Origin of the sequence: Roseovarius sp. (genome assembly GCF_048262375.1) — a bacterium.
In the GTDB taxonomy this organism is placed as follows: domain Bacteria; phylum Pseudomonadota; class Alphaproteobacteria; order Rhodobacterales; family Rhodobacteraceae; genus Roseovarius.
In genome coordinates, this window is sequence record NZ_JBLXFE010000005.1 from 38,828 (window position 1) to 62,760 (window position 23,933).

Consider the following 23,933-nt stretch of genomic DNA (forward strand, 5'->3'; position numbering starts at 1 on the left):
CGACATGCAACTGAGCGACGCGCAACTCACCACTGAGGGGCTAGAGGCCGAAGGTCATGGTCGGATACTGCTGATCGCCTGCGGTGCACTGGCACATGAGATTCTTGCCCTCAAACGCGCCAATGGCTGGGACCACATGGACCTGCAATGCCTGCCTGCCAAACTGCATCTCTACCCCGAAAAGATCACCCAGGAGGTGGCCGCCGCCGTGACCGCGCATCGCGCGGACTATGCCCGGATTTTCGTCGTCTATGCCGATTGCGGCACCGGCGGATTGCTGCAGGCCAAATGCGCCGAACTGGGGGTCGAGATGGTGGCCGGGCCGCATTGCTACGCCTTCTATGAAGGGCTGGACCGCTTTGCCGCGCATGACGACGAAATCAGCGCCTTTTACCTCACCGACTTTCTGGTGCGCCAGTTCGACGCCTTTGTCTGGAAACCGATGGGCCTCGACCGTCACCCGGAATTGCGCGACATGATCTTTGGCAATTACACCAAGCTGGTGTATCAGGCCCAGACCGATGACGCGAGCCTGCGCGCCAAGGCGGAATCCTGCGCCGCGCGTCTGGGTCTGGCCTATGAATACCGCTTTACCGGTTACGGTGATCTGAAAACATCACTTGAAGAACAAGCCGTAAAGCTCTGAATTCGCTTTCATCTGGCGAAAAATACCTCGGGGGTCTGGGGGCAGAGCCCTCAGCCTGTGCACCCCTCACGCGGCCTCGGCAGCCACCCGTCTGATCCGTTCGACCATCGCACGCACGCCGTTGGAGCGCTGCGCCGACAGGTGTTCGTCCAATCCCAGCCGCGCCAGTTCCGCAGAGGCATCGACACGCCCCACCTCGGCCACCGGCAGCCCGTTATAGAGCGCGCGCAACACCGCAATCAGGCCGCGCACGATCATCGCATCGCTGTCCCCCTCAAAGCTGAATGCATCCGCCTCGATTCGCGGATGCAGCCAAACCTGACTGGCACAGCCGTCAACCTTGGTCGCAGGCACCTTGAGCGAGTCGTCCAGCGCCTGCATCGTCCGGCCCCGGTCGATGACATAGCGATAGCGGTCTTCCCACTCGTCGAGAAATTCGAAATCTTCGACAATCTCTTCAAAGGCGGCAGTGGCCATAACGCTCTCCCTGATCTCTGCCCCAGACCTAGGGCCGGGCCGGAAAAAGGTCCAGACCTCGCTTGCACCTTTTCAAGCCGGGGCGGATAGGATAGTCGAAAGGAAAAGGTGACAGGGGCGGATGGCATGCAACGGCGGGTCTTTCTTTCATTGGCGGCAGTGTCGGTTCTGGCGGGATGTGGCGGCTATCGCCAATCGCGCGCCAACCCGCGCAACTGGTTCGGGCGCAGCCGGTCGCGCCGCCGTACCGCCGAGCCAAAACCCGAAAACACCAATCCGCTGATCCCCGAGCGCGAAGACACGATTTTTCGCCGTAACCGGGAAAAGGTCTATGAGGGCACGCCTGTGGATCAGGTGACGCGCGTCGTGGTCGAACGCACCAGCGATGGCGGCATCATCCGGGTCGACGGTCTGAGCCTGCGTCAGGGTGCCTTTGACGTGCGTCTGATTTCCGACACCGAGAGCGAGCCGGTAAACGGCGTGTTGGAATACAAGCTGATGGCCGTGCAAACCGAGAACCAACCGCAGGGCTCGGAGCGCGCCCGCACCGTCATGGCGGCGGTGTTTGTCTCGTCCCAGAAACTTGCGCGCACGGATGTGATCCGGGTGATCGGTGCCCGCAACGAACAGGTGACCCGCCGCTGAGGCGGGGGCGGTCAGGCGCGCGTCAGAGATCGACCGTTTCGACGATGTTGCCCTTGACCGCCAGCGCCACCTCGCCATTGCACAGGCGCAACGCATCTGCGCCGAACACATCGCGCCGCCAGCCCCGCAACGCCAAAAGCTCACGCCCGCCTGCGGCGATGGCGTCAAGATCAGCCGCGCTTGCGATCAGCTTGGACGCCACGCCATAGCTCTCACTCTTGGCCTTGAGCAGCACCCGCAAGAGATCGGCCAGCGCCGGGTTGACCTGTGCACGCTCGTCCAGGACCTCGGCATGCGGCATCTGATCCGCCGGGCATTCCAGCCCCGCCTTGACCGCCGCCAGAATCCCGTCGGCAATCTCGCCCTTGCGCGCCTCGCGCAACAAGAGCCGCGACCGCCCCAGATCCTGATGCGTTACCGGCTTGGTCGAGGCCAGTTCCACCAGCGCGTCATCCTTATAGACCCGGCTGCGCGGCACATCGCGCGACTGGGCATATTCTTCACGGAATCGCGCCAGTTCACGCAGCAGCGACAGAAACTTTGGCGCGGTATTGCGCGTCTTGATGCGTTGCCATGCCTCGGCGGGATCGGTGCGATAGGTGGCGGGATCAGTCAGCACGCTGAGTTCCTCGGCCACCCATTTATCCCGGCCCGAGCTTGCCAGTTTCTTGGCGAGAACCTCATAGATCACCCGCAGATGCGTCACGTCAGCCAGCGCATAGACCTTTTGCGCCTCGGTCAGCGGGCGGCGCGACCAATCGGTGAATCGCGAGCTTTTGTCCACGGTCTGCTTGGCAATCCGCTTGACCAGCGTTTCATAGCCGACCTGATCGCCAAACCCACAGACCATCGCTGCGACTTGGGTGTCAAACATTGGCGCGGGAATCACCCCGGCATCGACATAGAAAATCTCCAGATCCTGCCGCGCGGCGTGAAATACCTTAACCACAGAGGTATCCCGGAAGAGCTCGTAGAGCGGCTCCATCGACATGCCCTCGCCGTCGATCGGATCCACCAGCACGGCGTTGTCATTGCCCTTGCCGGGCAGCGCCAGTTGCAGGAGGCACAGTTTGGAATAATAGGTGCGCTCGCGCAGGAATTCCGTGTCGACGGTCACATAGGGATGGCTGCGCGCCATGGTGCAAAAGGCGGCCAGCTCTTCAGTCGTGGTAATGGTTTTCATATGGGGTGATCTTTGCTCTTGTCGTTAATGCCCGGTTCTGTCCCCCGGAGCCAGCTATAGACCAGATCGGCCAGATTGCAAATGCCGGGCTCAGGGCAGGTAGAGCGGCGCACGGATGCCCGCCGCAAACCGACGCAGCACGGCCGGGTAGAGAATATGTTCCTGCGCCAGCACCCGCGCCGCCAGACTGTCGGGTGTGTCATCCGCCAGAACCGGCACCCGCGCCTGCCCCAGAATCGGCCCCTCATCCAGTTCGGCTGTCACTTCATGCACGGTGCAGCCCGCCTCATGCTCGCCCGCCTCAAGCGCGCGGGCATGGGTGTGAAGGCCGCGATATTTCGGCAAAAGCGACGGGTGGATGTTGATCATCCGTCCCTGCCACGGGGTTACGAATCCGGCCGTGAGCACGCGCATGAACCCCGCCAGACAAATGATGTCGATGTCATACGGCGCAAGTCGCGCAGCAATCTCTGCCTCAAAGGCGGCGCGGTCGCGGCCATGCGGGCGGTGGTCCACCACTTCGGTTGCTATCCCCTGTGCGGCCGCCCATTGAATCCCGCCCGCGTCAGCGCGGTTCGACAGGACCAGTGCAGGCCGCGCCGGATGATCCCCGGTCATGCTGGCCACCAGAGACCGCATGTTTGATCCCCCCCCGGAGAGAAAGATCGCGACCCGTTTGCTCACAGCATGCGGCCCTTGTAGCTCACGCCCTCGCCCGACGTGACGTGGCCCAAGGGGTAAACGGTTTCTCCCGCCGCGCGCAAGCTGTGCGCAATCGCCTCAGCCTGCGCCGCCTCGACCACGGCAATCATGCCAATGCCCGAGTTGAAGGTCTTGAGCAATTCCGCCTCGGCCATAGCGCCAGTCTCTGCCAGCCAGCGGAAAACCGGCGGCAGCGCCCATGCCCCAAGGTCGATCTCGGCGCCCAGCCCCTCGGGCAGAACGCGCGGCAGGTTCTCGGTCAACCCGCCGCCAGTGATATGCGCAAGGCCATGGACACCGCCCAGCTTGAGCGCCTCAAGCACGGGCCGGACATAGAGCCGCGTGGGCGTCAACAGCACCTCGCCAAGGCTGCCGTCAGCCCAGGGACAGGCGTCGTCCCATGTCAGCCCCGACATCTCGACGATCCGGCGCACGAGGCTGTAGCCATTGGAATGCACCCCGTCCGAGGCGAGGCCCAAGAGGACATCGCCCTCGACCACGCCAGCGGGCAGTTCGGTGCCGCGCTCCATGGCCCCTACGGCAAAGCCTGCAAGGTCAAAGTCGCCCTTGGGATACATCCCCGGCATTTCCGCTGTTTCACCCCCGATCAGCGCGCAGCCAGAGCCTTCGCAACCGCGTGCGATGCCTTCGATGATCCGCGTGGCCTGATCCAGCTCAAGCTTGCCCGTGGCGAAATAATCGAGGAAAAAGAGCGGCTCCGCCCCCTGACAGATCAGGTCGTTGACGCACATCGCCACCAGATCGACGCCCACGCCATCGACATGGCCGGTATCAATCGCAATCCGCAGCTTGGTGCCCACCCCATCGGTCGCCGCCACCAGCACCGGATCGGTAAAGCCTGCCGCCTTGAGGTCAAACAATCCGCCAAATCCACCCAGCCCTGACATGACGCCCGCGCGTTGCGTGCGCTTGGCTGCGGGCTTGATCCGCTCCACAAGCGCGTTGCCTGCGTCGATGTCGACGCCCGCATCGGCATAGGTGATCCCGTTCTGTTGCTCGGTCATGGCCTGTCCCCATCGCTAGATTGCGCACCCGTTAGCTGATTGGCAGGTGCTGTGCAATCTCAAAGCCTTGACCCCGCCCCTGCCCCGGCTTACGAACTGCCTCAGGTGGGGCCTGTAGCTCAATTGGTTAGAGCAGAGCGCTCATAACGCTTTGGTTGGGGGTTCGAGTCCCTCCGGGCCTACCAGACGCCAATCACGGCATTGATTATATTTGTAAATTCTCGATTGTGGACCATCGGAAAACGGACCGGGACCATTTTCGCGGCGAATCCCACCCCTGTCAGGATCAACGGTGAGGCGAGATCCTGCCTCGGTATATCCCTGCGCCAAGGCCAGCGTTTTATGGCCAGTCGTGGCCGTGATCGCGTGAGGCATTGCGAAAGCCCCGGCAAACCTCCGGGCAAATGCCTTGCGCAGGCCATGGCCGACGCAAAGCAAAAGCCATCTGTTTCCAGAGGAGGCACGAGCGACAGGCCGTCTCGTGCCTGACTGCGCACGTCTCGGTGGCTGAATTCAATTGCCTTTTGGCACAAATTGACTATATTGATGCCAAAGGAAGCACCCATGCAGTTCGTGACCATTCAGCCTATTGTGGCCCGTCCCGATCTTCCCATCATCACCGATGAGGAGGCCGCCGCCCTCGCGCGCGCAACCGTCAATCTGTTTCGCGCGTGGGGTCTCAGCGATGCAGAGGCCCGCATCCTGCTTGGCGACATGGCGCAACGTACTTGGGCACGCTGGAAGGTGGGCGATATTGGCCGCATCGACCGTGACCTGCGCGCCCGGATGTCAATCCTGATGGGGATTCACAAGGCGCTGCGCTATCTCTTTGCCGAGCCTGCGCGCGGCTATGCGTGGATTCGCACGCCCAATGCGGCATTCGAAGGTCATAGCGCGCTTGATGTCATGATGCGTGGAGAGATCACCGATCTGATCGACCTGCGCAGCTATCTGGATGCCGAGCGGGGGGGCTGGTGACAGAACCGGTCCGGCGTGTGATCTGGCCACGCACCGTCCGCATCATCCGCACCATTTATCCACCCATCGATCTCTTTGAGGATATCGCTGATCCGGCGGATTGGGAGGCGCTGGCCTCGGCCGAGGCCAAGTTCAATCCGCGCATCCGGGACAGCATCGGCGATCTGTCCAAGGTTCCCGCAGCGCGCCGGGTCACCGGCCCCGGTGCCAGTTGGGTCATGGCCCCGTTTGTGCATTGCTCACCGCTCCGGCCGGGACGGTTTTCGGACGGCAGCTTCGGCCTCTACTATGCGGGTGATCGCACCGAGGTGGCGATTGCCGAGACCATCCATCATCACGCCCGCTTTATGCGCGCCACGAATGAAGCGCCAGGCTGGACCTCGCAATTCCGCGAACTGATCGGCGCGATCAATGCCGATCTCGATGATGCGTCGGGCCGGGCTGACCTGTTGAAGCCGGACGACTATGGCCTCTCGCAAGCCTTTGGCGCGGCACGCCGCGCCGCCGGATCGAATGGCATCACCTGGCCCAGCGTCCGTTATCCCGGCGGTCACTGCATCGCGGTGTTCTGGCCCGATGTCATCCCCATTCCCGTGCAGGGCGGGCATTTTTCATATCACTGGAATGGCACCGCAGTTGATTACGTCAAGCAATTGGACACGGGCGAGGTGAAGGAGGTGCGGTGATATATTCAAACGCATTTGAGCGCCGATATAGCGCACCCCCCTTAACCGCGCGCGCCACGGAGCGCTATGCTTATACCGAAACAATCCTGATATAATACCAGGATTGTCTACATTTCTAGAATAATCAAAGCTGAAAGCCGCCTGTCAGCGCACCAGCAACCTTGCCTCGTGCCGCTTGAGCGAGCGCCGCGCTGCCTGATAGGCCTCGATCCCCTCGACCTCACGCAGTTCCGGGAAGAGATCATAAATCTCATCCCGTTGCGCCGCGCCCATGCTGTGCAGCACCTGAGCACCGGGCTGAAAGCTCTCGGTCCAAGTGCCATTGGACAGAACCACCTCATGCTGATCGCACATAAAGTGAATATAGGTCGCGGCTGTGGTCTTGATCTGCTCGACGCCTTCGATTTCGACCAGATGTTTTGCCGCCGCCAGCACCTCTCGTTCTTCGAAATAGAGCGCGGCACGATCCGAATTGAGCAGGATACGGTGCTGCGGGCTGATCAGCATGTCACGCTCTGGCAGACCATGCCCAAGCGCCCCGGCGCGGATCAGGATCGGCCGCAGATGCGGCGAGCGCATCAGCTCGCTGCCGCTCAGGTCGCGTTGGCCGATCCAGCGGATTTCCTGCAAGCCATTGTCGCGCGTGATCACCTTGTCGCCAACCCGCAATTCTTCCACCGGCATTTCACCACGCGGCGTGGCAATCGCTGTACCGGGGGTAAAGCAGGGGATCAGGTTCTCAATCTCGCTAAAGCTCAGCGACCCCGTGACCGCGCCATCCGCTCCAATGAAATTCACCGTTCCCGAGGTCGAGTCGCCGTCCTCATCGACAGTCTGGCCGACGATATCGAACCGGCCAAGCCCGCGCAGATCGAGCGTGTCGTAATCATCCTCGATCCCGTCCGCAGTGCTGTCACCGGTTCCGCCATCAATGACGTCCCCTGCCCCAACCGCAACGAACACATCGCGGTCAGCGCCACCGGTCAGGCTATCCGCGCCATCCCCGCCGCTGAGCGTGTCATTGCCGATGCCGCCAAAGATTGAATCGTTACCCTGTCCACCGATCAGCAGGTCATTTCCCGCCTCGCCCCACAACGTATCGTCGCCCTCGCCCCCGTCCAGCGTGTCGTTCCCCGGAAGCCCGTCGTCAATCACGCTCCCCCGCAGACCGAAATAGACATCCGTTACATTGATCCCATCCGACGTGCCGGAGCTGTCGGTATAGCGGATGACCAATTGCGCCACGGGTCCCGGGATCTCAACCATAAGACTGTGCGAGGGGTCGGAATCGGTGCTGGACCCGGCGCCAAACGCCTCTTCTCCACTGACCACGGTCACAGAAGACCCCGGAGTCAATGTGAGCGGAACAAGATTGTCATCCGCATCGAGTGCAAAAATCTGAACACCTTCGGTCCCATCCAGATCGTTGATCTGAAACGAAACATTCTCGACAGGCGAAGAGAATTCCAGCTTGAGATCGGTCGTGCCCGCGGCCCCAAGATCCGCCGAAAGAGAGCTGTTCGGATTGGCCGGATCGCCCCCGGCGGTCATCCCCGTCACAGTCTGCGAATTATCCGCGAATTGCGTATCGACGTTGTTGCTGCCATTCAACACCGAGAATGTGACATCCACCGTCCCGGTATTCTGCACAAACCCGGTGATTGGATCGCCCCCTTCTATCGGGTCGGCGTCATCGGGGTCGGGGGCCTCGCTCCATTGGAACACCTCGCGCCCGCTTGCCAAAGGATCGGACGTGTCCCCGACCAAAAGGTCGTTGCCAGCGCCCCCCTCAACGGAATCGTGGCCTGAGCCTGCATAGACCCGGTCATCCCCTTCTCCTGTGAGGATCGTATCATCCCCACCACGCCCATCGACCACATCGTCGTTGGATCCGTCGGCGGCATCGTTTGCGTCAATCCGATCCCCTTCGGGATCTGCTGAATAAACCAGGTCAATGCGGTTGGCAGAATTGTCGCCATCGACTCTATTAATCGCCATTTTCAATCTCCAGTGCCTCAAAGGCTAACTCTTGCAACCCAAGTTCAAACACGCATGCGCCATACCTGACGATGCAAGACAGGAGCGACCAGCACAGAACCAAAGGGGAAGCATTGCCCAAAAGGCATCACAACGCGGGGCAAGACGGCCCAAAACTTCCAATGATCGCGTTTTGGCAGCCCCTAGACTACAAAGGTGTAGCTCGGATAAACGCGTCGGTTTTGTGCGGTCGCCCCCGCGACCTACAGACTTGACCCCCCAGATGGGCTATTCAGACAATATCCGTTTGGATAGGAACGCCCAAGGGAATTTTGGCGTAAAAGTGCCAAAATTGAGACGTCAAGGTAAACGCCTGCCGTATTCTTGCCGCAAATCGCTCTGCTTTTGGTAAAGCACTGTTTCCCAAGTCGCACCATCCACATCTCGAAACATCATGAAATCGGCCAAAATTCAGCGGTATCGCGCCAGAACCACACGCATAGCGATAGTTTGTTTCAAATACTGCGACAGGTCAGCACTGGCGTCGCGCAAGCATCCTACATGTGGCAAAATAAAGGCAACACCAGCAAATTGGCAACATTTCTGACCAAAAGCCGCATTTATCATCCAAACAGAAACAATGTTGTCGAAAGATATCTCCGAATCTCGGAATAGCTGTGGAGAACCTCTGAAACTCGGGATGTCATGGCCCCGGCGGCATAGAAACCAGCCTCCCAATGATGGGATCCCTGAGCTGCCCCTAGTTTCCTAGACACCTGCCTCGTTCAGTTTCTGCTGTCTCGTTTCGAAGCCAACGGGCGATAGCATGCCATTGTTCATGTGCTTGGGTTTCAGGTTGTAGAACACCTCGAAGTAGTCGAACACGTCCCAACTTGAATCGGCGTGTGTTGGGTATGGCTGTCGATCCAACGCGCGCAATTGCACGCATAAATATGCAATAATAACAATCCATTAATGCGGAAGAATGGTGCCCAAGGTGGGATTCGAACCCACACACCCGTAAAGGCGGCGGATTTTGAATCCGCTGCGTCTACCGTTCCGCCACTTGGGCACTTTTTTCTCTCTAGCGAAGGGCGCTGTCCGCGTCCAGTAGCGAAACGGTATTTTCGATGGAATCTATCGTCTCCGCCTCTCTGCCCTTGACCTTGACATGAGGGCATGGTGTCTCGCGTCAAATCAGCAAAGAGACCCAAAGATGATCCGTGCCCTCTATGACTGGACGATCCGCATGGCAGAACACCGGCATGCGCTCTGGGCACTGGCGATTGTTTCCTTTGTGGAGAGTTCATTTTTTCCGATCCCACCCGATGTATTGATGATCCCTATGATCCTTGCACGTCCAAACCGCGCTTGGCTGATTGCTGCGGTGGCGCTCAGTTCCTCGGTGTTGGGGGGGCTCCTTGGCTATGCCATCGGGGCTTTTGCCTATCAGGAAATAGGTCTGCCAATCCTTGCGGCGCTTGGCAAAGGCGATGCGATGACAGCCTTCAGTGCGCGATTTAACGATTTCGGCTTTTGGGCCGTGCTGACAGCGGGGATCACCCCTTTTCCGTACAAGGTGATCACAATAATGTCGGGCTGGACCGGAATGCCGCTTGGCGTGTTCATCGCCACCTCCATCCTTGCGCGCGGCATCCGGTTCTTTGTGATGGCCGCGCTCTTGTGGAAATATGGTGCTCCGGTGCGGGATTTCATTGAGAGGCGTTTGGGGCTGCTGGCCTTTCTCTTTGTGGTCCTGCTCTTTGGCGGGTTTTACGCGGCGAGGTTCCTCTGATGACCCTGAAACAAAGACATCTCATTCTTCTGGCCGCCGGTGGCTCTGCCGCGCTCATGCTCGGAGCACTCGCTTTTCAGCATCTGGGCGGCATGGCTCCCTGCAAGCTCTGCATCTGGCAGCGCTGGCCACATGTGATTGCAATCGGGTTTGGGATAGTGGCACTCTTTGCCCTGCCCCGGTTGATGGCCTTGGGCGGCATGGTCGCAGCCCTTACCACTGCGGCAATCGCCGGTTACCACACCGGGGTCGAGCGAGGTTGGTGGCAAGGCCCAACCAGTTGCTCCTCGTCAGGAACAAGCGGTGTCAGCGCCGATGATCTTTTCAATCAGATTATGGCCGCTCCGCTGGTGCGCTGCGACGAAGTCCCATGGGAAATGTTCAGTCTCTCGATGGCGAGCTGGAATATGCTGGCATCTCTTGCCCTCGCGGCACTCTGGCTTATGGCGCTACGCACGCGGTGACTGTCTTCACGCCCCTGATTTCCAGGTGTTAAGCAACAGGCTGGTTTCAGATTGCGCGATCCCGTCAAATCGTCTGATCTGCGCCAAAACCTTGTCCAACTCCTCAAGCGTCGCGGTGCCAACCTCGACGATCACATCCCATCGACCGTTCGTGGTATGCGTTGCGCGCACGGCGCCCAACCCATTGAGTTGACGAATAATCCGGTCGGTGCCACGCCCCTCGATACCCAGCATCATGAGCCCACGCACAGGGTCACGCGCGGCATCCCCCCGCAACGCAACCGTGAACCCGACGATCTCACCACAGACTCGCAACCGCTCGATTCTCGCGCGCACTGTGGTCCGCGATATTCCCAGACCACTAGCCAAATCCGACAGCGAAGCCCGCGCATTATGCCTCAGCATCGAAATCAATCGCTGATCTGTATCGTCCATAATGCAAGTATCCTGATCCATTTCGTACAATCTAACCCCGATTTGTGCAAAATTGTCGCTTCAAATCAACTCAATTCGGCACCATCCTACGCTTTAACTGCAAAGTGGAGAGTGTTCTATGATCCCTCAGACCATCATCCTGATTGGCGCGCCGGTTGACAGTGGCAAAGACCGGCGTGGCTGCCTCATGGGCCCGGATGCCTATCGCACCGCAGGGCTCGCTGAGGCCCTGAATGACCTCGGCCATGTCGTGCGTGACACTGGCAATCTCGTTCCTGCCGCGACCACGACCGATGTTGCGATGCCGTCGCATGTGTACGCTCCGGCGGAAACGGCAGGCTGGACCGAGACCCTCATGCAAGCCGCATTCGAGGCGATGAAGGACGGTTTGCCGATCTTTCTGGGCGGCGATCACAGTCTCTCGCTCGGCTCAGTCGCCGGTGTGGCCAATCATGCTATGGCAACTGGCCGCCCGCAATTCGTGCTCTGGCTTGATGCTCATAGTGACTTTCACACGCCGCAAACCACCGCGTCCGGCAATCTGCACGGCACGCCTTTGGGTTATGTCACCGGTCGTGCCGGATTTCACGGGTTTCCGACGCTTACAAATCCGGTGCCTGAGGAAAACATCTGTATTCTGGGTCTGCGCTCGGTGGACCGCGCAGAGCGCGAGGCGCTTCAGGCCAGTCGCATCCGCTATCACGATATGCGCGTGATTGACGAGCAGGGCATTTCTCGCCCCCTTGCGGGTTTTCTCGACCGCGTAGCAGCAGCAGGCGGTGCGTTGCATGTGAGCCTTGATGTGGATTTCATCGATCCGATCTTTGCCCCTGCCGTGGGCACCACCGTGCCCGGTGGCGCCACCATCCGCGAGGCACATCTGGCGATGGAAATGATCTGCGACAGCGGTCTTATGACATCACTCGATCTGGTGGAACTGAACCCTTTTCTGGACGAGCGCGGACGCACCGCGCAAGTGATGGTCGATCTTGCCGCCTCGGCCCTCGGCCGCCGCGTCTTTGACCGCCCCACAATGGCATATAGCTGAGGATACCTGCGATGACGCTTGCCCCTTCCGATAAGGCGTTAGTGCCTTTTGTTTCCGTCGATAACATGATGAAACTGGTGCATCACATCGGCATAGACCCGATGTTACGCGGTCTTGCCACATATATCGAGGCGGACTTCAGGCGTTGGGAACTCTTTGACAAAACGCCTCGCATTGCCAGTCATTCCGCCGAAGGGGTGATCGAGCTTATGCCTACGTCCGATGGCGAGGTATACGGGTTCAAATACGTCAATGGCCACCCCAAGAACACTCATGAGGGCTTGCAGACCGTCACCGCCTTTGGCCTTTTGGCCAATGTCGGCAATGGCTATCCTGTCCTGCTCTCTGAGATGACGGTGCTTACAGCCCTGCGCACTGCGGCCACCTCTGCCATGGTGGCAAAATACCTCGCCCCCAAAGGCGCAGATACAATGGCAATGATCGGCAACGGCGCGCAATCAGAATTCCAAACCTTGGCAATGAAAGCGATCTGTGGACTGAAATCTGTACGCCTCTATGACATTGATCCCGCCGCCACCGCCAAGGCCGTGCGCAACCTGAGTGGCTTGGGTCTTGAGGTTGTTGCATGCTCTTCGGCCGAAGAGAGTATGGAAGGCGCACAAATCATCACCACCTGCACGGCAGACAAGCAATATGCCACGATTTTGACCGAAAACATGGTTGGCGCTGGCGTGCATATCAACGCCATCGGAGGTGATTGTCCGGGCAAGACCGAACTGGCGCCCGGTGTCCTGCAACGTTCGACGATCTTTGTCGAATACCCGGAACAGACGCGGATCGAGGGTGAGATCCAGCAACTTGCCCCCGATCATCCGGTGACCGAGATATGGCAGGTGATCAACGGCACAGCAAAAGGGCGCACCCGCCCGGATGAAATCACACTTTTTGACAGTGTTGGGTTTGCAATCGAAGACTTCTCTGCCCTGCGCTATGTGCGGGATCATATTGCGGGCACGGACCTTTTTCTGGATCTCGACCTTCTGGCAGACCCAGACGATCCACGCGATCTTTTTGGCATGCTGCAGCGCGCCGCCAGCTGAAACGTGGAGCGCTCAGCGCGGGAATGAAAGATCGCAAAGGGCCAGAGCTTATCGGTTTTTGCTGAAACACCGATAAGCTCCAAGAGTTTGGTTTGGGTCAATTTCGAGAAGAATGGTCTAAATCCCTCAGCGCCCCTTGAAGAGCCCCCCCAAAATACCACGCACAATGCGGCGCCCCGTGGTGCCCTTGAGCTCTTTCATCACGGCAGATGCAAGTGCGCCCCCAAAGCTGTCCGGCTCAGCAGCCCGTCGGCTGCGCCCCGAACTTGTTCCGCCGGAATAGCGTCGTGCCGTCTTGAATTCGCGCTCACGTTCGTCGGCAAGTTCTGCTGCGGCCGCCTCTTGTGCGATCCGCGCCTCTGCCTCTTCGGCCTCTTTCGCTGCGGCTTCGGCCCGTGCTGCCAGCATTTCATGGGCCGAATTGCGATCAACCGTCACCTCGTATTTCCCTGCCACCGGCGAGGCTGCAATCACCGCGCGTCGGGTTGCCGGGTCGCACGGGCCAAGCTGTGTCGCCGGGGGCCGGATCAGTGTGCGCTCCACCACCCCCGGCACGCCCTTGTTCTGCAGCATCGAGGTCACCGCCTCTCCTACACCGACATCACGGATCGCCTCGACAGTGTCAAAACGTGGATTGGGTCGATAGGTCTCTGCGGCACGGCTGAGCGCCTTTTGATCCCGCGCGGTAAAGGCACGCAGCGCATGCTGGAACCTGTTACCAAGCTGACCAAGAATATCCTCTGGAACATCATCAGGATTTTGGGTGATGAAATAGACCCCCACCCCTTTTGACCGAATGAGCCGCGCCACTTGCTCGACCTTGTCAACCAAGGCCTTGGGCGCATCATCAAAGAGCAAATGCGCCTCGTCAAAGAAGAATACCAGCTTTGGCTTCTCGACATCCCCGACTTCGGGCAAGGTCTCGAAAAGCTCGCTCAACAGCCAAAGAAGGAATGTCGCATAAAGACGGGGGGAATTGATCAGCCGATCAGCGGCGAGGATATTGACATAGCCGCGCCCTTCGGGGGTTAGCCGCATAAGGTCTTCGAGTGCCAACGCAGGCTCGCCAAAGAAATGCGCCCCGCCTTGATTTTCAAGAACCAAAAGGGCGCGCTGGATGGCCCCGACCGAGGACGCGCCCACATTGCCATAGCGCAACGAAAGCTCGGCACCGTTCTGGCCGACCCATGTCAGCAGAGCCTGCAGATCCTTGAGATCGAGCAGCGGCAAGCCCTCTTCATCCGCCACACGAAAAGCAATATTGAGCACGCCCTCCTGCGCATCGGACAAGCCCATCAGGCGCGACAACAAAAGCGGGCCCATTTCGGCCAATGTTGTGCGGACCGGATGCCCCTGTTCACCGAAGAGGTCCCAGAAGATCACCGGAAACGTATCGTATCTGAACGCGTCAAAGCCTATTTTCTGGGCACGTTCAGTGAAGGCTGTATGCAGTTTGTTGTCAGGGCTGCCAGCCACGGCCATGCCCGATACATCCCCTTTGATGTCCGACAGGATGACCGGCACACCGGCATCTGAAAACCCTTCGGCAAGAACCTGCAACGTCACGGTCTTACCCGTACCGGTCGCCCCCGCAACGAGGCCATGGCGATTGCCATATTTCAGCAAGAGTTCCTGAGGCGCTGCGTAATCCGCACCACCGCCCCCCACGAAAATCGAAGTCTGCACTCTCACACCCCCTGTCCAGAAAAAGTCACGAGGAGACCATACTTAATTAACCCTTTCATGCCAGTGTGAATTCATGCCCGGGGCCGATTGTCCTCTGCTTGCGGGTGACTTCCTCCCTGTCAGACTGGCCGCGCCCCTAAGGTGCGGCCTTTTTTCGCTATTTTGCGACCTTCCCTGTTGACGGGTGACAGCTTCTGCCCTAGCGTTTGGCGTAATAACTAAGTCGGCCAGTCCGACGGGGAGAAACGTAGAAAGAGGCCGCAAGGCCTCTTTCTTTTTGTGGCAAGCCCTGCAACGCAGCATAGCGGCCTTGCACGATCTCCGCCGCTCCGCGCCGGCACAAAGCTGCTGGCCATGTGGTCATTTTACAGTTTTGCTCCTGACACTCTCTGCGTGCCATGCTAAAGCGCGAAAGAGCAACAGAACGACATGGGGAAATGATGCCTAAACTTCTGACGAGCCTTTCCATTGCGGCGTTTCTGGCCTTGGGCAGCGCCCTGAGTGCGCAAGAAGCCACACAGCCCGCCCCTGCACCCGAGGCTGATGCGGCCCAGACGGAAAATGGCAATGTCGGGGTCGGCCTTGACACTGGACGCCCAGTTCAGGTGGACCCGTCTTACATAAAATCCACCCACGACGACTGGCAGATCAAATGCTTTCGGACAGGCGTTGAGGGACAAGAGGATCTTTGTCAAATGTACCAGTTGCTGACCGAAAGCGGCGGCAACCCAGTGGCGGAATTCAGCATATATCGTTTGCCCGAGGGTTCGCCGATCGTCGCTGGCGCGACCGTAGCAGCCCCCCTAGGCACATTGCTGACTGAGGAAATCAAGTTGTCCGTCGATAATGGCAACGCCAAAAGCTACGCCTATTCCTTTTGCACGATGGCCGGGTGTTTCGCACGCATTGGTCTGACGCAAGAAGACGTCAACGCGATGAAGCGCGGCGTCAAGGTCACGGTCGAGATCGTACCGGCGCAGGCCCCGGATCAAAAGGTTCGTATTGACGCCTCACTCAAGGGGTTCACCGCCGCTTTTGACCAAGCATCGGTGCTCCAGCAGTGAAATCAGGCACAGGCCGATAGAATGCGCCGCCCCTCGGGGCGGCGTTTTTTTTGCGGTCAGCTAAATCGCTTTAGCGTGAGCACGGCATTGAGTCCGCCAAAGGCAAAAGCATTGCTCAGTGCCACATCAACCCGCGCTTCGCGTGCCACATTAGGCACCACATCGAGCGCGCATTCCGGGTCGGGCTCTTCATATCCGATGGTGGGCGCGACAATCCCGTCGCGCAGCGCCATAATACAAGCCAGCAGTTCAACGGCGCCGGTACCGCCGATCAGATGCGCATGCATGGATTTGGTCGATGAAATCATCAACCGGTCGGCATGATGTCCAAAGACATCCGCAACTGCGGCGCTCTCGGTCTTGTCATTGGCGGCCGTACCCGTCCCATGAGCGTTGATATAGCCCACGTCCTCGCGGTTGACCCGTGCATCATTAAGCGCGCCGACGATGGCCCGCGCGGCCCCCTGTTTTGAGGGCATGACAATATCAGAAGCATCCGAAGTCATGGCAAATCCCGCAACTTCGGCAAGGATCTCTGCGCCGCGTTTGCGGGCATGCTCCAGCTCTTCAAAAACAAAGATTGCCGCCCCCTCGCCCTGCACCATACCGTTGCGATTGGCCGAGAACGGACGGCAGGCGTCACGCGACATAACGCGAAGCCCCTCCCATGCCTTGACGCCACCGAAACACAACATCGACTCGGAGCCGCCTGTAATCATCACCGGTGTGATCCCGCCATGTACCATCTGAAAGGCTTGCGCCATCGCATGGTTGGATGACGCGCAGGCCGTCGAGACTGTAAACGTCGGCCCCATGAGGTTGAATTCCATCGAGAGATGCGAGGCCGCCGCATTGTTCATCAGCTTGGGCACCACGAATGGATGCACGCGATTTTTGCCCTCTTCATAGACCGAGCGGTAATTTTCATCGAGCGTGGTCATTCCCCCGCCCGAATTGCCAAGGATCACCCCCGCCTTTGCGGCCAGCTCACCCGTGAACTCTAACCCAGCTTGCGCGATTGCCTGTCGCGCGGCAATCAGGGTGAATTGGGTGAAGCGGTCAAAAAGCGCCAACTGTTGCCGATTGAACTGCGCCTCAGGATCATAATTCTTGACCTGCCCCCCAATGCGTATCGAGAGGCGCTCTACATCCTGAAACTCCAGATCAGAAATCCCACAGCGCCCCTCACGCATTGCCTCAAGCGTGCTGGGAACACCGGCACCAAGCGGGTTGATCGTGCCCGCACCCGTAATGACAACACGTTTCACGATTGCTCCGCGACCAGCCGCTCAATACCCGCGATAATCGAGCGCACCGAAGATATGTCAAAATCGCTCTCAGTGGGGTTATTCGCATTAAAGGGAACCGAGATGTCGAAAGCCTCTTCAATGGCAAAAATACTCTCGACCAGCCCAAGACTATCGATACCCAAGTCTTCGGGCGTGCTGTCCAAGGTTACATCTGCGGGTTCCAGCACGGCCTGTTCGGCGATAATGGCGATGACACGGTCCTGAATGCTGCTCATGGCAAAGTCTCTCATTCTGTCGCCCAGGATCGGGCGGGTTGTCAGCTCTTGTGCGTCGGTTTTGTAACAGTTTTTTCACGATCGGCTACAGCGTCAAACAATCTTTTGCGGGAACATAGGTCTTTGAATACCGCAACCGCGAGTTCCATCTTTATAGCGGATAGATCGCCATCCTACGACGCGTCGCAATGCTTGATAGAACCATGGTTTCGCATCCAATGGCGCATTTTCGCCAATGATCTGCTGAGCTTTGTGACTGCATGCGGGTTTTGCACCGCACCATATCCCAAAACGCCGCGATCGGAGCCAAACTATGGCTACTGCAAAACCCCGCCGCCCGGGTCGAGCAAACACTGCAATCGCATCGCTCTCTATTTCCATTACACTATCAGATTATGCCCCAAGCGCGGTGCCGACCGGTTAAATGCCTTCGGCCATGTAACACCTCTTCTGTAGAACAGAATTTTATCCCTGAACCGCGTCGAGCAAAACACCAGCCTTTTCGAGAGCGTCCCAAATCCGCCCGTCGCGCCCATACACATCACCGCGGTACTGCGTCCGCCCCTGCGCCTGGGTGAACGCTGTGCGATAGATGATATGAATCGGAACATGCTGTTCAAGCTGGACATAGGTTTCGCGCCGCGTATCGAGGACCGACTGAAAATATTCCTTCGGATCACTCTCCTGCTTGGACAGAAGCGCATAGGCGAAATCGAATGGTTGGTGCAAACGGATGCACCCGTGGCTGAAATCGCGCTTTTCCAGATCGAACAAGGCCTTCTGTGGCGTATCGTGCAGGTAAATGTTGTATTTGTTCGGAAACATGAACTTTACCAGACCAAGCGCATTGCGCTCTGACGGTGGTTGCTTGATGGCGAACGGAAAATTGCGCGCGTTATAAGCCCCGAAATCAACCGCGCCCCGGCTGACTTCGCGACCGTTACGGTTATAGAGCTTAAGATGCGAAGCCGCGCCAGCATTGCGCTGCATCTGAGGCAAATATTCATTGACGGCGATCGAATACGGAACATGCCAGGTTGGATTGACCACCATATGTTCCATTTCATCCGAAAATTCCGGGCTGCGCCGACCGCTGCCATTCTTGCCAATCACAGCACGGGTCATAAATGTGACCTGATCATCGTCCAGAATACGCGCACTGAAATCGGTCAGGTTCACAAGGATGTGCCGTTGGCCACGGTCGTCCGTCAACCACCGCTCGCGCTCCATTGCAACGATTATGGATTTCAAACGCATGGATGCCGACATATTCAGAGCCGCCAGAGTGGACGGTCCCGCGACACCATCAGTCTCGAGCCCATGGTCCGCTTGAAACGCCTGAACGGCCTCTTGTAGACGCGCATCATAGGTCTGCGCGGCACTACGCGTGATATAGCCCATTGCGATCAACCGGTTACGCAGGGCAATAACCGCTTGACCTGCATCACCCGGTCGCAGTTTTTCTGCCGAAACGGTTGGCCCCCAACCGCCTTGGGATATCAGATTTTCCAGACGCAATTTTTCCCGGAGCAGTCGAGCGTATTCATTGCTGCGCGGCGGCAAATTCCGCATGACCTTGACAGGATCCCCAGACAGGACATCCAACATCAGCGCAGAGGTCTCTCGAAGAACGCTCTCACGCTTGATATCGCTATCGACGCGCGATGGAACAAGAATGCCAGACTGCACGTCGCGGGCATATTGCAGATAGGCATGGCTCAGCGCGATCTCAACAAGGCCCAGATCCCGCAAAGAGCGCGCCTTCGTCATCGCAGCCATCAACCCGTCAAGATCATAGCGCCCTGTCGGCAATCCGTGGACCTTGACCTGCGCCAACGCCCGCACAAGCGCTTGCCTGCGTGCGCGATGTTCTTCGTCTTGCCCGGTCCAGACCGGGCGGTATTCATTTCCCTGATAGAATGCAGCAAGATCACGATCTTCTGCCGCCGCTTCTGCGACAGCCTGACGAAATGCCATCACCTGCGCGACGGCTGGCATGGCAAATGCAAGCGTCGCCAAGACAGCTATCAAACCGAAAGAGACGGACCAACCCCCATATCCGGAACGCCTGCGGCTGAGCGCCAAGTTCATTGTACCACCTCTAGATCGCGAATTTCCATGTCAGGGCACTATAGTCAGGAAAACATGGCGCTCTCAATTTTTTACTAAGAAATGCATGTCACCTTGGAAAACTACAACGTGAGTGCGGCGAAAATGCTGCGGGGTATGCGCATTGCTGCCACATAGAAAAAATAATGCGCGAAAACCCGCCGAAACCACTTGAACGATCTTCGAAGCGTAAAAACAGGACTTGGTCATCGATTCTCATTGTGCAATAAACACCACACGTTTGGGGACGATAAGACAAAGTCGCGGGACAGCGACCATAGGTAGGCGACGGGACAGGCGATTGAAACAATGACAAAATTCAGTTCAACTGGCATTTCGCGGCGTGGCGTGTTGTTGGCGTTTGCCGCCACTGCAGTGGCTGCGGCTCCGACTTTCTCGAACGCAGCAGGCTTCCTGCGAGGCGCGGGTGATATCCGCCGAATTCGCCTCGTTTCACCCCGCACTGGCGAACGACTCGATACAATCTACTGGATCGAGGGCGATTACCTCAAAGAGGCAGTGCGCGAAATTTCACTCTTCATGCGCGATTGGCGGACCAATCAGGTGCGTGACATCGACATTCGAACCATCGACATTATGGCGGCCAGCCACAACCTACTGGACGCGACAGAGCCTTATACAATGCTCAGTGGCTACCGCAGCCCGCAAACCAATGCCATGCTGCGCAGCCGGTCGAGCGGTGTGGCACGCAACTCCCGTCATATGGTCGGCGAAGCTGCCGACCTGCGTTTGGGAAGCCGCTCTGTCAGCCAGATCTATCGTGCGGGCGTCGCCTGCGGTGGCGGCGGCGTCGGGCGTTACTCAGGCAGCAATTTCGTTCATATGGATTGCGGCCCAGTGCGGACCTGGGGACGCTGATCAGCGATCAAACAAAATGATGACCGGACCGGCCGAAGCGCCGGTCTTTTTTTGCAAGGTTCACATCAAGCAGCGCGCCGCATTCCTTCTTGGCATGCACTCAGAACCATCCGACGAAAAACGCCGGATGTGATCTGAAACGATAAGTTGGTCAGACTCTCAGGCGAACTTAGCGTTTCGCGCCGCCTGCAACTGAGAAAAATCATCGCCCGCATGATAGCTCGACCGCGTCAACGGCGAAGCTGACACCATCAGGAACCCCTTGCCATAGGCTGCCTTTTCATAGGCGGCAAACTCATCAGGATGCACAAAGCGATCGACCGCATGATGCTTGGGCGTGGGTTGCAGATATTGACCAATGGTCAAAAAATCTATCCCGGCGGCACGCATATCGTCCATCACCTGATGCACAGACTGCCGATCCTCGCCGAGACCCACCATGATGCCCGATTTGGTGAACATGGTAGGGTCCAATTCCTTTACTCTCTGCAAAAGGCGCAGCGAATGGAAATACCGCGCGCCCGGACGCACGGATGGGTAGAGCCCGGGCACGGTCTCCAGATTGTGATTGAAGACGTCGGGTTTGGCCGCCACTACGGCTTCCAGAACACTGTCGTCGCAATGCAGAAAGTCGGGCGTCAGAATCTCAATCGTCGTGCCGGGTGCCCGGTGCCGTATTGCTCTGATCGTCTGGGCAAAATGCTCTGCCCCACCATCCTCAAGGTCATCACGGTCGACACTGGTGACGACCACATGCTTCAGTCCCAGCTTTGAAACGGCATCCGCCACCCGTCCCGGCTCGAATGCATCAAGGGTCTGCGGCTTGCCGGTTGCCACGTTGCAAAATGTGCAGCCGCGCGTACAGATCTCGCCCATAATCATCATAGTGGCGTGCCCCTGACTCCAGCATTCGCCGGCGTTGGGGCACCCGGCCTCTTCGCAAACTGTTACCAGTTTATGCTCGCGCATAATTCGGTGGGTTTCGAAATAAGCTTTGCCGGTCGGGGCCTTGACACGGATCCAGTCTGGCTTGCGCGGCTGCGCATTGTCGGGACGATGCGCTTTTTCAGGATGACGTTGGTCGGGCAGTTTGAGATCGCGCACGAATTTTTCCCCGCGAATAGTTTGGTAACGCTTAGCTAGTATAAATCATAGCGATGGAGAGTGCCAGTACGCAGCGCCGCTTCCCGGCGCCTGCATCATGGGTAAAGAGTGACCATCGCGCTTAGTGAGTGTCCCTGTGAAGGTCGGCCTGCGTCAATTCTGACGCAGGCCGCGTTTCTGATACATCTGCGCGCGCAAGCGCAATGAGTCCCAGCCCCACCACCTCCAACACCTCGGCCAGCTTTTCGAACCAGACTTCGTCATGTGTGCTATGGCGGCGCACCAATACAATCTGGCGCGCAGGCTCTGGCGGGGCAAAACGGCGCAGTTGGATGCCCGGTGCAGCACCCACCTCGGTTGCAGCCGCAATTTCGGGCATGAGCGTCAGACCGAACCCCGCAGCCACCAACCGCGACAGCGTGCCAAGCGAAGAGGCTCCCATGTCAATCTGCGCATGCCCACGACCACGCCCGCAAACCTCCAACGCTTGATCGGTCAGGCAATGCCCGTCCTCAAGCAACAAGAGCGGGCTATGAGCCAGCGAGATGGGTCGCAATGCTTCGGCCCCCTGCCCCAATGCCGCCAACCGCACCTCTGTCCCGGCTAGTAGGAAACGATCCTCAAAGAGCAATCGCTCGCTCAAACCTTCGGCAGCAACCGGGCGGGCCAAGATCGCCGCGTCAAGCTGACCATGCTGAATATCCGCTATCAACTGATCTGTCTTGGCCTCGCGCACCTGCACGTCAAGCGAGATATCGCGACTGCGCAACGCCTCAAGCACTCCGGGCAGAATATAGGGCGCAATGGTCGGTATGATCCCGAGTGACAGCCGCCCGGCGAGCCCGCCTTGCCAACGGGCGGCCTCGCTGAGCGCCTGCATCTCATCCAAAACGCGGGCCGAATGCGCCAAGATCAACCGGCCAAACGGAGTGAGAACAACGTCGCGCGCACGCCGTTCCACCAGTTTTTGACCCAAGGTGTTTTCCAATTCCTTGATCTGAACCGAGAGCGCGGGTTGCGAGATATTGACCACCTCCGCCGCACGCCCAAAGTTGCGTTGCTCGGCGAGGGCCTTGAAATAGCTGAGTTGTCGCAGGGTGATGTTCATAACGTAGTGTTATCGCACCAAGCTCTTTCTGCAAGGTTGAATTATATCAAGCCGCCGATTTGCCAGCCCTCTAGCCAATCATGCCACCGGCATCGCCAAGCCCTTCGTAATGCCGCTTGAGCCGTTGCAAAGCGATCCGAAGCACGATCTTGCCCGAGCGTGCGGACCATCCCATTTTCTTCTCGGCGCGCTCCAGCCCTTCCATGTAACAGCAGCACCGCAGCACCACATCGCCTAACCCCGGCCCAAGCTCTCGCAGGGCGCCCATGACCCGCGCACGCGCGGTCTGGGCGTCATAGCACCTTGGTTCGGTCGGGCGCCCCTGCTTATCGACATGGCTAAGAAACTGGTCCCAATTCTGAGTAACTCGTGGTGCCATCTGGGCCAGTTCAAAGTCCTCGCGCAGCCGTTCCCCTGCGCGCACCAGATCCTGCGACAAAAAGCGGCCACCGTCCTTGTCACGCCTCCGCGCCAAGGCGATCAGTGGCGATTCCACCACCCCATAGCGCAGCCGCCGACCCGTCGCCTCTGACTCCGCGTGCAGGCTCTCTCGGCCAGGCAGCACGATTGGTCCATCTCCTAGGCCGCTGGCCTGATTTTCGGCTTCAGCCAGCATCAAGCTCAGCGCGTTGCGTCCTGTGGCGGTCACATGGTAGCATGCAATCCGCCCTGGGCGATCACAGGCGACCCATCCCTTGAGCGCCATGGCCTCGGCCACTTCCCGTTCAACCACCGCAGTCCGCGACGGCTGACCGCTGCCACCGTCGCGAAGCACAACAGCCTTATCCATCTCTGCCGAAACTGCCAGAAACGCCCCTGCCTCACAAAGGCGGCGCAAAACGCGCCGGGCCTCGGATTTCAAGCGGGATTCGGTCAACTGAAGCGCGTCGTCTTGCGCCGTAATGGTCAGAGATGTCATCGGAGCCTCCTTGGCAGGAGAACCGGGCGTCTTGTCGTGGCTCACTCGTTGACCAAGCCGCCGCAGCGCCTCATCAACCAGCAGATCGTCGCGCCGTGTTTCAAATGCGCGTATCTGGCGCATGACGGTCGAGGCATGTCTCCCCGCCCGCCGCGCCAACGCCCGTATGGGCGCGCCTGCTTCGGTATGAGCCAGATAGTGCAGCGCGGCTTCGGGCACCCAAGACGGGACCTCTTGCAAACTGGTCTTGAATGCATAGCCCTCGTGCATCGTCAGTCCCCCAAAATTTCAGCCATACGGCACCGGATTGCGGCCCGGTGTTTTACCCACAGAGTTATCCACAACTTAAGAGTGCAAAGATTACCGGTTCGTTAATTGTTTCCAGAAATGCAACCTTCATTGACAAATCGTAAACAA

At 58.6% G+C, this 23,933-nt stretch carries 23 protein-coding genes and 2 tRNA genes; 11 read left to right on the forward strand and 14 right to left on the reverse strand.

The features are described from left to right. The first annotated feature begins 4 nt into the window (after positions 1 to 4). Positions 5 to 646, forward strand: a complete 642-nt coding sequence (locus tag ACN0SW_RS07170) for a DUF1638 domain-containing protein (protein WP_417727234.1) — start codon at positions 5 to 7, stop codon at positions 644 to 646. 66 nt (positions 647 to 712) lie between these two features. Here ACN0SW_RS07170 and ACN0SW_RS07175 read toward each other — a convergent pair whose 3' ends face one another. Next, positions 713 to 1,123 (reverse strand): SufE family protein, encoded by a 411-nt coding sequence (locus ACN0SW_RS07175; protein WP_417727235.1) that lies wholly within the window; start codon positions 1,121 to 1,123, stop codon positions 713 to 715. 126 nt (positions 1,124 to 1,249) lie between these two features. Between ACN0SW_RS07175 and ACN0SW_RS07180 the strand changes: the two genes are divergently transcribed. Further along, a complete protein-coding gene (locus tag ACN0SW_RS07180; protein ID WP_417727236.1) occupies positions 1,250 to 1,768 on the forward strand; it encodes a hypothetical protein in 519 nt (172 codons plus the stop codon). A 22-nt stretch (positions 1,769 to 1,790) separates the two neighbouring features. On the opposite strand, the gene rnd is transcribed toward ACN0SW_RS07180, so the two are convergent. The 3 genes from rnd to purM form a co-directional block, all read right to left on the reverse strand. After that, on the reverse strand, positions 1,791 to 2,951 hold the full coding sequence (gene rnd / locus ACN0SW_RS07185; protein ID WP_417727237.1) for a ribonuclease D: 1,161 nt from the start codon (positions 2,949 to 2,951) through the stop codon (positions 1,791 to 1,793). Between the two features lie 90 nt (positions 2,952 to 3,041). Continuing rightward, entirely contained in the window at positions 3,042 to 3,635 is a 594-nt protein-coding gene (gene purN, locus ACN0SW_RS07190; RefSeq protein WP_417727238.1) for a phosphoribosylglycinamide formyltransferase, read from the reverse strand. Then, entirely contained in the window at positions 3,632 to 4,678 is a 1,047-nt protein-coding gene (gene purM / locus ACN0SW_RS07195) for a phosphoribosylformylglycinamidine cyclo-ligase (protein ID WP_417727239.1), read from the reverse strand. Before purM ends, purN begins: the two co-directional genes overlap by 4 nt. Before the next feature lie 108 nt (positions 4,679 to 4,786). On the opposite strand from purM, the gene ACN0SW_RS07200 reads away from it, so the two are divergent. The 3 genes from ACN0SW_RS07200 (at position 4,787) to ACN0SW_RS07210 (ending at position 6,342) form a co-directional block, all read left to right on the forward strand. Continuing rightward, positions 4,787 to 4,863, forward strand: a tRNA-Ile gene (locus ACN0SW_RS07200). A gap of 379 nt (positions 4,864 to 5,242) precedes the next feature. Further along, positions 5,243 to 5,656 (forward strand): MbcA/ParS/Xre antitoxin family protein, encoded by a 414-nt coding sequence (locus ACN0SW_RS07205; protein ID WP_417727240.1) that lies wholly within the window; start codon positions 5,243 to 5,245, stop codon positions 5,654 to 5,656. Continuing rightward, complete coding sequence (locus ACN0SW_RS07210) at positions 5,653 to 6,342, forward strand: RES family NAD+ phosphorylase (protein WP_417727241.1); 690 nt, start codon at positions 5,653 to 5,655, stop codon at positions 6,340 to 6,342. Before ACN0SW_RS07205 ends, ACN0SW_RS07210 begins: the two co-directional genes overlap by 4 nt. 144 nt (positions 6,343 to 6,486) lie before the next feature. Here the strand turns inward: ACN0SW_RS07210 and ACN0SW_RS07215 are convergent, their stop codons facing one another. Further along, complete coding sequence (locus ACN0SW_RS07215) at positions 6,487 to 8,340, reverse strand: Hint domain-containing protein (RefSeq protein ID WP_417727242.1); 1,854 nt, start codon at positions 8,338 to 8,340, stop codon at positions 6,487 to 6,489. A 965-nt stretch (positions 8,341 to 9,305) separates the two neighbouring features. Continuing rightward, positions 9,306 to 9,391 (reverse strand) — tRNA-Leu (locus ACN0SW_RS07220). A gap of 144 nt (positions 9,392 to 9,535) precedes the next feature. Here ACN0SW_RS07220 and ACN0SW_RS07225 point away from each other — a divergent pair. Continuing rightward, positions 9,536 to 10,114: a YqaA family protein gene (locus ACN0SW_RS07225; RefSeq protein WP_417727243.1), complete on the forward strand. Its 579-nt coding sequence runs from the start codon at positions 9,536 to 9,538 to the stop codon at positions 10,112 to 10,114. After that, positions 10,114 to 10,578 (forward strand): disulfide bond formation protein B, encoded by a 465-nt coding sequence (locus tag ACN0SW_RS07230; RefSeq protein WP_417727244.1) that lies wholly within the window; start codon positions 10,114 to 10,116, stop codon positions 10,576 to 10,578. Before ACN0SW_RS07225 ends, ACN0SW_RS07230 begins: the two co-directional genes overlap by 1 nt. 6 nt (positions 10,579 to 10,584) lie before the next feature. Here the strand turns inward: ACN0SW_RS07230 and ACN0SW_RS07235 are convergent, their stop codons facing one another. After that, positions 10,585 to 11,013 (reverse strand): Lrp/AsnC family transcriptional regulator, encoded by a 429-nt coding sequence (locus ACN0SW_RS07235; protein WP_417727245.1) that lies wholly within the window; start codon positions 11,011 to 11,013, stop codon positions 10,585 to 10,587. Between the two features lie 118 nt (positions 11,014 to 11,131). Here ACN0SW_RS07235 and rocF point away from each other — a divergent pair, with 118 nt between their 5' ends. Next, positions 11,132 to 12,061: an arginase gene (rocF, locus tag ACN0SW_RS07240; RefSeq protein WP_417727246.1), complete on the forward strand. Its 930-nt coding sequence runs from the start codon at positions 11,132 to 11,134 to the stop codon at positions 12,059 to 12,061. 11 nt (positions 12,062 to 12,072) lie between these two features. Beyond that, positions 12,073 to 13,122, forward strand: coding sequence for an ornithine cyclodeaminase (locus tag ACN0SW_RS07245; RefSeq protein ID WP_417727247.1), 1,050 nt, complete (start codon positions 12,073 to 12,075; stop codon positions 13,120 to 13,122). Between the two features lie 126 nt (positions 13,123 to 13,248). Here the strand turns inward: ACN0SW_RS07245 and ACN0SW_RS07250 are convergent, their stop codons facing one another. Further along, entirely contained in the window at positions 13,249 to 14,808 is a 1,560-nt protein-coding gene (locus tag ACN0SW_RS07250) for a helicase HerA-like domain-containing protein (RefSeq protein ID WP_417727248.1), read from the reverse strand. A gap of 440 nt (positions 14,809 to 15,248) precedes the next feature. Here ACN0SW_RS07250 and ACN0SW_RS07255 point away from each other — a divergent pair, with 440 nt between their 5' ends. Continuing rightward, complete coding sequence (locus tag ACN0SW_RS07255) at positions 15,249 to 15,872, forward strand: invasion associated locus B family protein (protein WP_417727249.1); 624 nt, start codon at positions 15,249 to 15,251, stop codon at positions 15,870 to 15,872. A gap of 56 nt (positions 15,873 to 15,928) precedes the next feature. On the opposite strand, the gene ACN0SW_RS07260 is transcribed toward ACN0SW_RS07255, so the two are convergent. From ACN0SW_RS07260 to ACN0SW_RS07270, 3 genes are all read right to left on the reverse strand, one after another. Beyond that, the gene (locus ACN0SW_RS07260; RefSeq protein ID WP_417727250.1) at positions 15,929 to 17,140 is read right to left on the reverse strand and encodes a beta-ketoacyl-[acyl-carrier-protein] synthase family protein; all 1,212 of its coding nucleotides are present in this window, start codon (positions 17,138 to 17,140) and stop codon (positions 15,929 to 15,931) included. After that, positions 17,137 to 17,397, reverse strand: coding sequence for an acyl carrier protein (locus ACN0SW_RS07265; protein ID WP_417727251.1), 261 nt, complete (start codon positions 17,395 to 17,397; stop codon positions 17,137 to 17,139). The genes ACN0SW_RS07260 and ACN0SW_RS07265 overlap by 4 nt, the downstream gene beginning before the upstream one ends. Positions 17,398 to 17,862: 465 nt before the next feature. Next, on the reverse strand, positions 17,863 to 19,488 hold the full coding sequence (locus ACN0SW_RS07270; RefSeq protein WP_417727252.1) for a L,D-transpeptidase family protein: 1,626 nt from the start codon (positions 19,486 to 19,488) through the stop codon (positions 17,863 to 17,865). A gap of 327 nt (positions 19,489 to 19,815) precedes the next feature. Here ACN0SW_RS07270 and ACN0SW_RS07275 point away from each other — a divergent pair, with 327 nt between their 5' ends. Then, complete coding sequence (locus ACN0SW_RS07275) at positions 19,816 to 20,385, forward strand: YcbK family protein (protein WP_417727253.1); 570 nt, start codon at positions 19,816 to 19,818, stop codon at positions 20,383 to 20,385. A gap of 159 nt (positions 20,386 to 20,544) precedes the next feature. Here the strand turns inward: ACN0SW_RS07275 and lipA are convergent, their stop codons facing one another. From lipA to ACN0SW_RS07290, 3 genes are all read right to left on the reverse strand, one after another. Then, the gene (gene lipA, locus ACN0SW_RS07280; RefSeq protein ID WP_417727254.1) at positions 20,545 to 21,489 is read right to left on the reverse strand and encodes a lipoyl synthase; all 945 of its coding nucleotides are present in this window, start codon (positions 21,487 to 21,489) and stop codon (positions 20,545 to 20,547) included. A 121-nt stretch (positions 21,490 to 21,610) separates the two neighbouring features. Further along, a complete protein-coding gene (locus ACN0SW_RS07285; protein WP_417727255.1) occupies positions 21,611 to 22,597 on the reverse strand; it encodes a LysR substrate-binding domain-containing protein in 987 nt (328 codons plus the stop codon). A gap of 70 nt (positions 22,598 to 22,667) precedes the next feature. Further along, positions 22,668 to 23,786, reverse strand: coding sequence for a DUF6456 domain-containing protein (locus ACN0SW_RS07290; RefSeq protein ID WP_417727256.1), 1,119 nt, complete (start codon positions 23,784 to 23,786; stop codon positions 22,668 to 22,670). Positions 23,787 to 23,933: the final 147 nt, after the last annotated feature.